Annotated in this window: 7 protein-coding genes, 3 rRNA genes and 1 pseudogene; 5 read left to right on the top strand and 6 right to left on the bottom strand. The window is 60.7% G+C overall.

Annotated elements, in window-relative coordinates:
- Positions 1-47: 47 nt before the first annotated feature.
- The 5 genes from ABD742_RS21870 to rrf all read left to right on the top strand — a co-directional run bounded on the left by ABD742_RS21870 (position 48) and on the right by rrf (position 8,538).
- Positions 48-1,238 carry a CaiB/BaiF CoA transferase family protein gene (locus ABD742_RS21870; RefSeq protein ID WP_344789037.1) on the top strand — a complete coding sequence of 397 codons (1,191 nt, stop codon included), beginning with the start codon at positions 48-50 and terminating at the stop codon, positions 1,236-1,238.
- Positions 1,239-2,399: an acyl-CoA dehydrogenase family protein gene (locus tag ABD742_RS21865; RefSeq protein WP_344789035.1), complete on the top strand. Its 1,161-nt coding sequence runs from the start codon at positions 1,239-1,241 to the stop codon at positions 2,397-2,399.
- Between the two features lie 588 nt (positions 2,400-2,987).
- Positions 2,988-4,509, top strand: a 16S ribosomal RNA gene (locus ABD742_RS21860).
- Between the two features lie 590 nt (positions 4,510-5,099).
- Positions 5,100-8,238 (top strand): 23S ribosomal RNA (locus ABD742_RS21855).
- 183 nt (positions 8,239-8,421) lie between these two features.
- A 5S ribosomal RNA gene (rrf, locus tag ABD742_RS21850) occupies positions 8,422-8,538 on the top strand.
- Together the 16S, 23S and 5S rRNA genes form the textbook arrangement of a ribosomal RNA operon.
- Positions 8,539-8,707: 169 nt before the next feature.
- Here rrf and ABD742_RS21845 read toward each other — a convergent pair.
- The 6 genes and pseudogenes from ABD742_RS21845 to ABD742_RS21820 all read right to left on the bottom strand — a co-directional run.
- Positions 8,708-9,025: pseudogene (locus ABD742_RS21845) on the bottom strand (integrase core domain-containing protein); the annotation flags it as partial.
- A gap of 62 nt (positions 9,026-9,087) precedes the next feature.
- Positions 9,088-9,387 carry a DUF6262 family protein gene (locus ABD742_RS21840; RefSeq protein WP_234750898.1) on the bottom strand — a complete coding sequence of 100 codons (300 nt, stop codon included), beginning with the start codon at positions 9,385-9,387 and terminating at the stop codon, positions 9,088-9,090.
- Complete coding sequence (locus tag ABD742_RS21835) at positions 9,384-11,288, bottom strand: tyrosine-type recombinase/integrase (RefSeq protein WP_234750899.1); 1,905 nt, start codon at positions 11,286-11,288, stop codon at positions 9,384-9,386. The genes ABD742_RS21840 and ABD742_RS21835 overlap by 4 nt, the downstream gene beginning before the upstream one ends.
- Positions 11,254-12,339 (bottom strand): tyrosine-type recombinase/integrase, encoded by a 1,086-nt coding sequence (locus tag ABD742_RS21830; RefSeq protein ID WP_234750900.1) that lies wholly within the window; start codon positions 12,337-12,339, stop codon positions 11,254-11,256. Before ABD742_RS21830 ends, ABD742_RS21835 begins: the two co-directional genes overlap by 35 nt.
- Positions 12,340-12,423: 84 nt before the next feature.
- Positions 12,424-13,098, bottom strand: coding sequence for a DDE-type integrase/transposase/recombinase (locus tag ABD742_RS21825; protein WP_344788530.1), 675 nt, complete (start codon positions 13,096-13,098; stop codon positions 12,424-12,426).
- 32 nt (positions 13,099-13,130) lie between these two features.
- Positions 13,131-13,535, bottom strand: a complete 405-nt coding sequence (locus ABD742_RS21820; protein ID WP_344788531.1) for a coiled-coil domain-containing protein — start codon at positions 13,533-13,535, stop codon at positions 13,131-13,133.
- Between the last annotated feature and the right edge of the window lie 187 nt (positions 13,536-13,722).

Raw genomic sequence — 13,722 nt, 5'->3', positions numbered from 1 at the left:
TTACCCTAGAGTTGCATGCAACATACAACCATCGAAGGAGATGTGTCGTGACGTCCATAGTGGGCAGCCCAAGCGGTCTGCCGCAGCCTTTGGCGGGGATTCGGATCGCGGACTTTTCGCGGGTTCTTGCAGGTCCGTTGTGCTCCATGATGTTGGCCGACTACGGTGCCGAGGTCATCAAGATCGAAGGTCCTGGCGGCGACGATACCCGGGCGTGGATCCCGCCTGTGGACGCCGATGGGACCGGTACCTATTTCGCAAGCGTCAACCGGAACAAGAAATCCGTCGTCGCAGATCTCAAGTCCGATGAGGGGTTGAGCTATGCCCGCGCCCTCGTGGCCGGCTGCGACGTCGTCATCGAAAACTTCCGTCCTGGGGTCATGGCGAAATTCGGTCTGGATTATCAGGCCGTTTCCGAGGGCCGGCCGGACATCGTCTATTGTTCGATCTCAGGCTTCGGGGCCGGCGCCGGCGCAAATCTGCCAGGCTATGACCTGCTCGTGCAGGCGCTAGGCGGCCTGATGAGCATCACTGGCCACCCCGAAGGAGAACCCAGCAAGGTCGGGGTTGCCCTGGTCGACGTCCTGACAGGACAGAATGCCCTAGCGGGGATCCTAATGGCGCTGCGGGTACGCGATGCCACGGGGACCGGCCAGCAGGTGGAGGTCAACCTCCTCTCCTCGCTCCTGGCAGCATTGGTGAACCAAGGCGCGGCCACCTTGGCCACGGGCAATTCGCCTGGCAGACTCGGCAATGCACACCCCAGCATCGCCCCATATGAGACATTCCGCACTGGCGGCGGCACGCTCGCCATCGCGGTCGGCAACGATCGGCAATTTGCGGCGCTGGCGTCAGTCCTAGGGCTCGAGGGTTTGCCAGAGCAAGCGAGATTCCTCACTAACGAACGCAGACTAGCATCCCGTGAGGAGCTTCGGACTGTGATCGAGGCTGCGCTCCATGCTGACAATGCTGCGAGTTGGCAAGGGAAATTGCTCGCTGCAGGTGTTCCTGCGGGCAGGGTCAACACCGTTGGCGAGGCTTTCGAACTGGCTGAGAGCCTGGGGCTGGAGCCGTCAATCGTTATCACTGATCCCGCCACAGGCCGGGAGTCCCGGCAGCTTACCAACCCCATCCGGCTGTCCGCAGCAGCACCGAACTACCGGCAAGTTCCCCCGGCCCTCGGTGAGCACCAAGGGTCCACCTTCCAGTCCCCAAACACTTCCGTGAAAGGCGCATAAATGTCCGATATCAGCGATCTGATTGGTTTTGATTCCCTCCTTAGCGCGGATGAACGTGCGCTGCGCGATTCGGTGCGCGCCTTCGTGGATAGCGAGATCAAGCCACACATCGCAACCTGGTATGAAAAGGCCATTTTTCCGCTGGAACTTGTCCCCGAACTCGCCAAAATGGGCCTACTCGGCATGCACCTGAAAGGCTACGGATGCGCCGGGCGATCCGCCGTCGAGTACGGCCTGGCCGGAGCGGAACTTGAGGCCGGCGATTCCGGGTTGCGCACCTTCGTCTCGGTGCAGGGCTCATTGGCGATGAGCGCCATCTACAAGCACGGTTCGGATGAACAAAAAGCCGAGTGGCTGCCGGCGATGGCCGCGGGGGAAGCGATCGGCTGCTTCGGACTAACGGAACCCACGGCGGGATCGGATCCGGGTGGCATGACTACCTTTGCGCACCGCGACGGAGGCGACTGGATCCTCAACGGATCAAAACGCTGGATCGGCCTGGCGTCGGTGGCCAAGGTCGCCATCATCTGGGCCCAGACCGACGGCGGCGTCCGCGGCTTCGTGGTCCCGACCGAGACCCCTGGATTCGCGGCTACGCCGATTGAGCCGAAACTGTCTATGCGTGCCTCCATCCAATGCGACATCGAATTGTCCGATCTGCGACTACCCGAGAGTGCGGTGCTGCCGAACGTCGTCGGGCTCAAGGGCCCCTTCTCCTGCCTGAACGAGGCGCGCTACGGAATCATCTGGGGCGCCATGGGTGCCGCCCGCGATGCGTTCGAGGTAGCCCTCGACTACTCCAAGGAACGCCTGCAGTTTGGCAGACCGCTGGCCGGCTACCAGCTGACCCAGCAGAAGTTGGTTGACATGGCTCTGGAGATCAACAAGGGATTCCTCCTCGCCTTGCACCTCGGGCGCAAAAAGGACGCCGGCACTTTGCAACCGGACCAGATCTCGGTCGGCAAACTGAACAACTGCCGCGAAGCCATCAAAATTGCACGCGAAGCCAGGACGATCCTCGGCGGCAACGGAATCACGCTGGACCACTCACCCTTGCGGCACGCCAACAACCTGGAATCCGTGCGCACCTACGAAGGCACCGACGAAATCCACACCCTTATCTTGGGTAGCAAGCTCAGCGGTATCGCTGCCTTCGGTTAGGCGGGGCCCGACGGCGGAGCCCGCGTTCCGCCGTCGACGTCGCCGCGGCGTACCGATCAGGCTTGTCGGTCAGCTCGACGAATACTGTCTCGAACCGTTGAAACTGCAGGGAACAGCGGGGCGTCAATGCTGGATTTGCGCGGGGTACGGAAGCCGTGTAATGTCTTCTAAGTCGCCGCGGGAGACAGCCTAGAGCTGGGAACCACGGGTGGCCACCCCTTCGAATTGAGCCTGGAACGGCTGGTGTTTTATGCGCCGCAATTTGAGGGGAATTCGAATTGTTATCCTGAAATTGGTTGAGATACCGATTTGCAAAGCGGTAATGATTCGGGTAACTTTGGGACGTTGCTCCGGAGCGATCCTGGACCCTGTTGTGGGTGTGGGTGGTGCCGGGTGTGTCTGTTGTTTGAGAACTCAATAGTGTGCCAAGTTTGTTGATACCGATTTGTTTTTATGAATTGGTTGTTTTGGCTGGTTCTGTGTCGCTTCGGTGGTGCGGGGCTGGTTTTTTACAGCTGGTTTCAAATTTTGTGCAGCTCTTCCGCCGTTATTTCCGGTGGTTGTGGTTGTGTCTGTTTTTGTTTTACTTCAACGGAGAGTTTGATCCTGGCTCAGGATGAACGCTGGCGGCGTGCTTAACACATGCAAGTCGAACGATGATCCGGTGCTTGCGCCGGGGATTAGTGGCGAACGGGTGAGTAACACGTGAGTAACCTGCCCTTGACTCTGGGATAAGCCTGGGAAACTGGGTCTAATACCGGATATGACTGCTCCGCGCATGCGGTGGTGGTGGAAAGCTTTTGCGGTTTTGGATGGACTCGCGGCCTATCAGCTTGTTGGTGGGGTAATGGCCTACCAAGGCGACGACGGGTAGCCGGCCTGAGAGGGTGACCGGCCACACTGGGACTGAGACACGGCCCAGACTCCTACGGGAGGCAGCAGTGGGGAATATTGCACAATGGGCGGAAGCCTGATGCAGCGACGCCGCGTGAGGGATGACGGCCTTCGGGTTGTAAACCTCTTTCAGTAGGGAAGAAGCGAAAGTGACGGTACCTGCAGAAGAAGCGCCGGCTAACTACGTGCCAGCAGCCGCGGTAATACGTAGGGCGCAAGCGTTATCCGGAATTATTGGGCGTAAAGAGCTCGTAGGCGGTTTGTCGCGTCTGCTGTGAAAGACCGGGGCTCAACTCCGGTTCTGCAGTGGGTACGGGCAGACTAGAGTGATGTAGGGGAGACTGGAATTCCTGGTGTAGCGGTGAAATGCGCAGATATCAGGAGGAACACCGATGGCGAAGGCAGGTCTCTGGGCATTAACTGACGCTGAGGAGCGAAAGCATGGGGAGCGAACAGGATTAGATACCCTGGTAGTCCATGCCGTAAACGTTGGGCACTAGGTGTGGGGGACATTCCACGTTTTCCGCGCCGTAGCTAACGCATTAAGTGCCCCGCCTGGGGAGTACGGCCGCAAGGCTAAAACTCAAAGGAATTGACGGGGGCCCGCACAAGCGGCGGAGCATGCGGATTAATTCGATGCAACGCGAAGAACCTTACCAAGGCTTGACATGAACCGGTAACGCCTGGAAACAGGTGCCCCGCTTGCGGTCGGTTTACAGGTGGTGCATGGTTGTCGTCAGCTCGTGTCGTGAGATGTTGGGTTAAGTCCCGCAACGAGCGCAACCCTCGTTCTATGTTGCCAGCGGTTCGGCCGGGGACTCATAGGAGACTGCCGGGGTCAACTCGGAGGAAGGTGGGGACGACGTCAAATCATCATGCCCCTTATGTCTTGGGCTTCACGCATGCTACAATGGCCGGTACAAAGGGTTGCGATACTGTGAGGTGGAGCTAATCCCAAAAAGCCGGTCTCAGTTCGGATTGGGGTCTGCAACTCGACCCCATGAAGTCGGAGTCGCTAGTAATCGCAGATCAGCAACGCTGCGGTGAATACGTTCCCGGGCCTTGTACACACCGCCCGTCAAGTCACGAAAGTTGGTAACACCCGAAGCCGGTGGCCTAACCCTTGTGGGGGGAGCCGTCGAAGGTGGGACCGGCGATTGGGACTAAGTCGTAACAAGGTAGCCGTACCGGAAGGTGCGGCTGGATCACCTCCTTTCTAAGGAGCACCATTATCATTCCCGTGGTTGCCGCATGGTGGCTGTGGGGGTGTGTGGAAGCAAAGCCCATTGCGCAGGCGTCTGTTCTGCGGTGGGTGCTCATGGGTGGAATATCAGCAGATAGCGGCCGGTTGGTTCTTTCCCGCCCCTAGTACGGATGCTTTCGAGTGTCCTGGAACGGTGCGGGTGGGGGTGAGCCGGTTTTTCGTGTTTGGCACACTGTTGGGTCCTGAGGCAACAGGGCCGTGGCGTGGGGTGCGTGGCCTGTTTGGGTTTGCGTGTCTTTTGTCGCGGGTTTGGGTGTTTCTGGTTTCCTGGCTGCATGGTCCGTGCGTTGGTGGCCGTCCCCGTTTTTGGGGGTGGTTGGTGCGGGGGGTGTGGTACGGGGTTGTTGTTTGAGAACTACATAGTGGACGCGAGCATCTAGGCACGCGCATGGTCATTGCTTCCTTTCGGGGGTGGTGGGGTGTGTGTGTCTTACAGCAATTTCTTTTTATGAACCTGGATCCGGCCGCGTGGTGCATCCTTTCGGGGTGTGTGGCGTGGCGTGGTTTCCGTGGTTCTCTCGAGAAGTTTTTTGATCTTGTGTGGTCAAGTTTTTAAGGGCACACGGTGGATGCCTTGGCATTAGGAGCCGAAGAAGGACGTAGGAATCTGCGATAAGCCTGGGGGAGTTGATAACCGAACGGTGATCCCAGGATGTCCGAATGGGGAAACCCCGCCAGACGCGTTTTTCGTGATCTGGTGACCCGCATCTGAACACATAGGGTGCGTGGGGGGAACGCGGGGAAGTGAAACATCTCAGTACCCGCAGGAAGAGAAAACAAGAGTGATTCCGTTAGTAGTGGCGAGCGAACGCGGATGAGGCTAAACCGTTCCATGTGTGATAGCCGGCGGGCGTTGCATGGGCGGGGTTGTGGGACTTTCCGTACTGGTTCTGCCGGACCGGTGGGGTGAGAGTGCAGACATAGGTGAACGGTCTTGAAAGGCCGGCCGGAGAGGGTGTTAGCCCCGTAACCGTAATGTTGTGTGCCGCCTGGAGAGGATCCCAAGTAGCACGGGGCCCGAGAAATCCCGTGTGAATCTGTCAGGACCACCTGATAAGCCTAAATACTTCCTAATGACCGATAGCGGACCAGTACCGTGAGGGAAAGGTGAAAAGTACCCCGGGAGGGGAGTGAAACAGTACCTGAAACCGTGTGCTTACAATCCGTCGGAGCAACCTTGTAGTTGTGACGGCGTGCCTTTTGAAGAATGAGCCTGCGAGTTAGTGTTACGTCGCGAGGTTAACCCGTGTGGGGTAGCCGTAGCGAAAGCGAGTCTGAACAGGGCGAGTGTAGTGGCGTGATCTAGACCCGAAGCGGAGTGATCTACCCATGGCCAGGTTGAAGCGACGGTAAGACGTCGTGGAGGACCGAACCCACTTCAGTTGAAAATGGAGGGGATGAGCTGTGGGTAGGGGTGAAAGGCCAATCAAACTCCGTGATAGCTGGTTCTCCCCGAAATGCATTTAGGTGCAGCGTTGCGTGTTTCTTGCCGGAGGTAGAGCTACTGGATGGCCGATGGGCCCTACAAGGTTACTGACGTCAGCCAAACTCCGAATGCCGGTAAGTGAGAGCGCAGCAGTGAGACTGTGGGGGATAAGCTTCATAGTCGAGAGGGAAACAGCCCAGACCACCAACTAAGGCCCCTAAGCGTGTGCTAAGTGGGAAAGGATGTGGAGTTGCGAAGACAACCAGGAGGTTGGCTTAGAAGCAGCCATCCTTGAAAGAGTGCGTAATAGCTCACTGGTCAAGTGATTCCGCGCCGACAATGTAGCGGGGCTCAAGTACACCGCCGAAGTTGTGGATTTCAGATAGTAGACAAGCCTTCGTGGTTCAGTCGTCTGGAGTGGTAGGGGAGCGTCGTGTGGGCGGTGAAGTCGCGGTGTAAACCAGCGGTGGAGCCTACACGAGTGAGAATGCAGGCATGAGTAGCGAAAGACGGGTGAGAAACCCGTCCGCCGAATGATCAAGGGTTCCAGGGTCAAGCTAATCTGCCCTGGGTAAGTCGGGACCTAAGGCGAGGCCGACAGGCGTAGTCGATGGACAACGGGTTGATATTCCCGTACCGGCGAAGGACCGCCCATGCCAAGCGGGGGATACTAACCGCCCGGAGCCTGCCCAATCACCCTTGTGGTGTGCGGGTTTTGGCCGAGCGCGGGACCTGATCCCGGGAGGTAAGCGTATTAACAGGTGTGACGCAGGAAGGTAGCCGGGCCGGGCGATGGTTGCCCCGGTCTAAGGATGTAGGGTCAGCGATAGGCAAATCCGTCGCTGTGTCTTTGATGACGTTCCTGAGATCTGATGGGACCCCCGTCATGGGGGGATCCGGTGATCCTATGCTGCCTAGAAAAGCATCGGCGCGAGGTTCTAGCCGCCCGTACCCCAAACCGACACAGGTGATCAGGTAGAGAATACCAAGGCGATCGAGAGAATTATGGTTAAGGAACTCGGCAAAATGCCCCCGTAACTTCGGGAGAAGGGGGGCCCCAACCTTGAACACCACTTGCTGGTGGGAGGGGATCGGGGCCGCAGAGACCAGGGGGAAGCGACTGTTTACTAAAAACACAGGTCCGTGCGAAGTCGCAAGACGATGTATACGGACTGACTCCTGCCCGGTGCTGGAAGGTTAAGAGGACCGGTTAGCCGCAAGGCGAAGCTGAGAATTCAAGCCCCAGTAAACGGCGGTGGTAACTATAACCATCCTAAGGTAGCGAAATTCCTTGTCGGGTAAGTTCCGACCTGCACGAATGGAGTAACGACTTCCCCGCTGTCTCAACCATAAACTCGGCGAAATTGCAGTACGAGTAAAGATGCTCGTTACGCGCAGCAGGACGGAAAGACCCCGAGACCTTTACTATAGTTTGGTATTGGTGTTCGGAGTGGCTTGTGTAGGATAGGTGGGAGACGTTGAAGCCCGGACGCCAGTTCGGGTGGAGTCATCGTTGAAATACCACTCTGGTCACTTTGGACATCTAACTTCGGCCCGTGATCCGGGTCAGGGACAGTGCCTGATGGGTAGTTTAACTGGGGCGGTTGCCTCCTAAAAAGTAACGGAGGCGCCCAAAGGTTCCCTCAGCCTGGTTGGCAATCAGGTGTCGAGTGTAAGTGCACAAGGGAGCTTGACTGTGAGAGAGACATCTCAAGCAGGGACGAAAGTCGGGACTAGTGATCCGGCGGTACATTGTGGAATGGCCGTCGCTCAACGGATAAAAGGTACCTCGGGGATAACAGGCTGATCTTGCCCAAGAGTCCATATCGACGGCATGGTTTGGCACCTCGATGTCGGCTCGTCGCATCCTGGGGCTGGAGTAGGTCCCAAGGGTTGGGCTGTTCGCCCATTAAAGCGGTACGCGAGCTGGGTTTAGAACGTCGTGAGACAGTTCGGTCCCTATCCGCTGCGCGCGCAGGAAATTTGAGAAGGGCTGTCCTTAGTACGAGAGGACCGGGACGGACGAACCTCTGGTGTGTCAGTTGTACTGCCAAGTGCACCGCTGATTAGCTACGTTCGGATGGGATAACCGCTGAAAGCATCTAAGCGGGAAGCTCGCTTCAAGATGAGATTTCCATGCACCTCGTGTGTGAGAGGCCCCCAGCCAGACCACTGGGTTGATAGGCCGGATGTGGAAGACAGGACCAAAGACTGTTGAAGCTGACCGGTACTAATAGGCCGACAACTTACACCACACAAACACGATCACTGCTTGCGTCCACTATGTGGTTCCCGAACAACAACCCGCCACCGGTTTGTTGCTCCAGGAACCGAACAACTGAATAACAACACCACCGAACCCCTCAAACGGGTTTGGACAAGTTGTAACCACCAGTCTTCCCGCCCCGCACCCCGTGCGGCGGACCGGGTAACAGGGTTACGGCGGTCATAGCGTGGGGGAAACGCCCGGTCCCATTCCGAACCCGGAAGCTAAGACCCACAGCGCCGATGGTACTGCACCCGGGAGGGTGTGGGAGAGTAGGACACCGCCGGACAACCATTAACGGTCAGGCCCCGACACCACGTGTCGGGGCCTGAACCATTTAACACCCAAACCCCCCCAACCCCCGCTCACCTATGAGCCGGAAATCCCAAACCCCGGCTCACCTATGAGCCGGAAATCCCAAACCCCCGAGAATTGTCAAGCTGTGTGGAGTCACTGGGCTATTTTTTGGGGTGTTTGGTCTGGGGGAGGTTGATCCCGACGTATGTGGCGGGGGCCGGTGTGGTGGGTCGTTGGCGGAACCTTCCTGGGTGTCGTTCGTAGTAGTCCTGGTGGACTTTGTCGCGTTTGTCCCAGAGCTCTGTCCACGAGCCGTCGTGGACTTGTGATGGTGAGAACAGTGCGATACCGGAGTGTTTGTGATCGGTGCTGTACCAGTGCACATAGCCGGTGAGGTATTCCCTGGCGGTATCGAGATCGTCAAAGATCCGGGGGTAGCGGGGCCGGTATTTCATCGTGCGAAAGCCTGACTCCGAGAAGGGATTGTCGTTGGATTATCCGGCTAATAGCCCTGTATGCCGGGGATTGGCCGGTTAAGGATTCAGCTTTTTCGGGCGGTCAGTTTCCGGAGTTGTTCTTCGTGGCGCCTCACGCTGGCAGCGAGGGTGTCGAGTGCGGCGCGGAGGGTGGCGATCTCGTCGGTGAGGCCGGTGAGGGTGCCGCTGGCGGCGGCGCGGTGACGGTTTTCCTCGATGACGGCCCGGATCATTGGGTCCCGATAGAGGGTGGTCCGGCCCAGGCCGGTGTGGGCGGCAACGGCGGTGAAGGTGACTGCCTGTCCGTTCCGGAGGAGATCGGCGCAGGCGCGCTCGACGCGGTTGAGAGTGCTCGTGTTGGTCATCCCGTGGTGGCCTCGTTGATCAGTTTGTCGAGTCGCGTGATGAGCTGTTTGTGACGGTCGGCTTCGGCGATCCAGCCTCGTTGTTCGGCGTCGCGGGCGAGTGCGTCCGCGTCAACGCGCTGCGCGGCGAGGATCGGCAGTGAGCTGGGCTCGGCGTGGAAGCTGGGGCAGTGCTCACAAATATTTGCGTAAGCGCAAGCCCCCTGGGCGGGTGCCCGCAGGCAGAACCCTCCGGCCATGCGGGACTTCAGCAAAGGGGTGTCCTTCCAGTCTTTTCCGCCGGTGATGTCTCTGAGCGGCAGGCTGGTCCTGCCGCTGTGAGGTGTGAGTGCCTGTTGTTTGGCCAGATCAAGGGCCCGTTCGTACTCGGTGCGCACGGTGGCGTCGAACAGCCGTCCGTAGCGCAGGCTCATCTCTGCGGACATGTGGCCCAGCAGCGCCATCAGGGCCTGCAGCGAGACACCGGCGTTGACCAGGGCGGTGGCGTAGGTATGCCGTAGCTGGTGCGGGGTGATGTGTTCGAGCCCGGCGAGACCGGCGGCGCGGTCGAGTTCGGCGCGGACCGCTTGTTGCCCGAGCCGGCGTCCGTGGTGGGTGAACAGGAACTGGGCCGGGCGTCGGTAACGAGGGTGTGGCAGCGGCCGGCCGTGCGATCTGGTGCGGGTTATGTGGTCGATCAGCTCCATGATCTCTCCATCGAGAGGGATCATCCGCTCGGTGTCCAGCTTGCCGAGGGGGACCTTCAGCCAGCTGCCGTGGCCGGGGACTTCGTGGACGCAGTCCAGTTCAAGATCGAGCAGTTCCCCGATCCGCAACCCGCAGGCGCGTTGGAGCCGCAGGGCGGCAGCGGCCAGCTCATTTCCCGGGGACTCGGTCAGGACCTGGGTGAGGCGCCGGTCGATATCGACGGGCAAATAACGCGGCAGTGTTTGCGGGAGCTTGGGAATGTCGTCACGGAACAACAGCCTGCGCGGCGGCGCTTCGGGCCAGTCCCACTCGGTGATGTCGGTCAGGAACCCCATCAGCGCGAGCACCCGCCGGGACCGGTCAGCGACGGTGATCACCTCACCGTTCTTGGTGTTGACGGCATCGACCATGCTGCTCAGGTAAGGCTCGATGTGCTTGCCTCGGTCGAGGGCAGCGACGGAGTCCAGATCCGGGTCGATGCCGGCCAGGAACTCACCGAAGTGCTTGAGCCGGGTCGCGATCGTTGACACGGTCTTCGGCCGGCAGGTCGCGCGCTTGCGGTCCAGATAGGCGATCATCGCTGCCCGGATCGGCGGACGCACCTGGGCCAGCCGGACGGCGAACGGGACCGGGCCGCCGGCGCGGGGAAGTTCATCAAGGACTCCGAGGTGGAACAGCACCCGTTGGGCGTTGCTTGCCGCCGCCAGATAGTGGCCGTGTCCCTTGCCGGTCCGCCCCTGCCTGTCCCGGCAGGCCGCGGTGAACTCGGCCAGATCGGCCAGGGTGAGCCGTTCCAGGCGCCGGCCGGTTTGAATAAGGAGCCTAACCGGCACCTGGGAGCCGGTGGCGAACCGGACCCGTTCGGTGAATCCCAGGTCGGCGGCCGCGGTCATGAACCGGTCCAGGTCGGTTGCCAGCGGGCAGTCTTGGATCTCGCGCCAGATGCTGGAGAGCTTGCGTTCCAGCAGGTAGTCATAGCCTGGCCGCAGGCCTTGGTGCAGCATCAGGAACGTGATGATCGGCCGGGTAGCTGACCCGGCGGACAAGCGCACCTGCAGCGGCTCGGCCGCCCATTGCCGGGGGTCCGGCCACCGCTGGAAGAACGTCCTGGCCGCTGATGAGTACGCGGTGTTTCCCCGGCCGGTCCGCCTCAGGTAGTCCAGATACGCGGTGTGCGGGTCACTGCTGGGAACGGATGCGATCGCGAGCGGCATCGAACTCTGCTTTCACGTGGGCTGGAGCCAGATGGATGTAGCGGGCAGTGGTATCGACGTGCGCGTGGCCGAGCAAAGCCTGCATCACCGCCAGATCGACGCCCGCCTCGGCCAGCGCGGTCCCGAACGTGTGCCGCAAGGCGTGCGGGTGACCGCCAACGATTCCGGTCACGCCGCGGTGATAACGGAACACCGTGCGCAGCCCGGCCGCGGTCAACGGCTGGCCCCGGTTCGGCCCCTTGGCCACGAGAAACAGGCCTGTGCTGCCGGATTCGGGCCGCTCGGCCAGCAGATACACCTGGATGACGGAAGCCACGTCCGCGTCAAGGGGCACCCGTCGCTCCCGCCGTCCCTTGCCGAGCACCTGCAGCCACCGGCCGCCGATATCGACGTCCGCGACGTCCAGGGCCAGCACCTCGGCCGAACGCAACCCGCAATAAAGCATCAAACCCGCGATCGCCCGGTCCCGCCAGGTGTGAAAACTGGCCAGCAGCTCGGCCGCATCAGGCTGAGACAACGCCTTGGGCAACCGACGTGGTTCGCGCAGCCGAAGCGAGGAACGGTTCTTTGGCCGCCGGACCGTATGCGCCAGCATCCCGCTCCGCTCACCGGATGCGACCCAACGCGCCTCCCGGCCCTTGGGGACCGGGTTCTTCATCTCCGGGTCCCGCATCGCGGCGAAGGCGAACAAACCTGAGATCGCGGCCAGCCGACGGTTGATCGTCGTCGCGGCGTACTGATCCAACCGGCGCCCCGACAGCCTGATCACGTTCGGTCCCGCCCTGCCCGGAACCCGGGCATCGCGGCAGGCACGCAGGAACCGAAGCAGCACCTCCGTGCTCACCTCCGCCAGCGGATGCCCGGCGATCAGAAGCCACCGGCAAAACGCCAGCAGGTCATACCCGTAGGAACGCACCGTCTTCGGCGAGTAGTTCCTGTCCGTCAGATACCCAAGGTACTCATCCACGAGCTTGAACTGGGGCGCGTCCTGACCGGCCAACGCCCAGCCGCCGTCACGCTCCTCAAGCGAAAGACCGCAATCACTGCTCATGAAGAACAGGTGTACCAGCAGTGATCCGGATCACAAGGCAGGTCCCGTGGCATGGCGTGTCGCTGGCCTGCAGAGACAACCGCATTAGCCGGTTAAGAGGGAGACGTAGGGGCGGTTATGGCTGAGTTCCACGCCGTGGACGGTGAGGGTGTCACGGAGCAGGTTTGATCTCATGGCCGGGCCTGAATCGGCATGCACGATGAGCGGGGCGCCGTGCCGGGCGATGGCTGTCTCGAACATCTCCGCGGCGAGGTGGTCGGACTCGCGTTCCTCCGCCCGCCAGCCGACGATCTCCCGGGAGAAGATGTCCATGATGGAGTACACCTTGAAAACCTTCCCCTGCCACTTTGAATAGATGTCCGTGATGTCCCAGGACCAGACCTGGCAGGGGCCGGTGGCCTTGACCACCGGCATCTCAGAGGAACCACGCTTGACCCCACGCTTGCGCGGGATGATGGGGCGGGCCTGCTGATCCTCGTGCCCTGCCGCGATCCGCCACCACGTGCGGTTGGAGGCGAGCAGCACGCCGTTGTCCCAAGCGGTGGCGAAGGCATGGTCGACGGAGTTGCCCTTCTCCCAGCCGGCCAGGATGAGCCCCAGGATCCGGTCGTGATGCGCGGTGCTGATCCGGCATTCGTAGGCCCGGTCGGCCTGGTGGATCGGGTCCTGCACCGCCGGACGGGGATTGGACCGGTAATGCCAGGTCCCGCGCGACACGCCCGCCAGCTCGAGCGCTGTCCGCTGGGAGCCGATGATCACACGCAACTCCAGGACCAGGCTGTTCTCGGCCGCTACGAACCGTTCTGAGCGCTCGTCGGGGTTGTATCGGGCTCTGGCACGCTCAAGTCGTGCAAGAGCCCGATAGCTTTTCCCAGCGCGGAATTCGTATCCTCCAGCTCCCGCACCCGCTTCTGGAGTCTTTCGACTTCGGCACGGTGGGCAGCCATTTCCTTCGCGCGTGCTTTTTCAAACGCGGAGAGCTCACGATTTGTAGGGACCATGCCTCCATGCTCCCGCGGAATCAGGCCACGGTCGATATCGCCCTGGACCATCATCTTGCGCCACCGGCGGAACGTCCACTCGGAAACGGACGTCGAGGCAAGCCACACCTTCCTCGACCCGTGCGGCTGCAAATAGTACTCATGCATGAACTCACGGATCTCTTCACGCGTGAAACCCTTGTTATCAACGGCCATCGCCGGCTCCTTCAATCAACAGGTCATGAATGACTCACAACCAGCTTGACGATGAGGGCCCCGCTCACCCATGAGCCGGGCCGGCCCCAGCCCCCACCCGCCCTCAGCAGAAGTGAGCGGGCGTCCGGTCAGGACCCGGTATATGTGAGCTAGCGTCCGGCCGGGACCCGGCATATGTGAGCGGGCG

Origin of the sequence: Arthrobacter ramosus, from assembly GCF_039535095.1 — a bacterium.
Taxonomy (GTDB): Bacteria; Actinomycetota; Actinomycetes; order Actinomycetales; family Micrococcaceae; genus Arthrobacter; species Arthrobacter ramosus.
The sequence above is the reverse complement of the archived record's forward strand: the minus strand, read 5'-3'. Positions and strand labels throughout refer to the sequence as shown.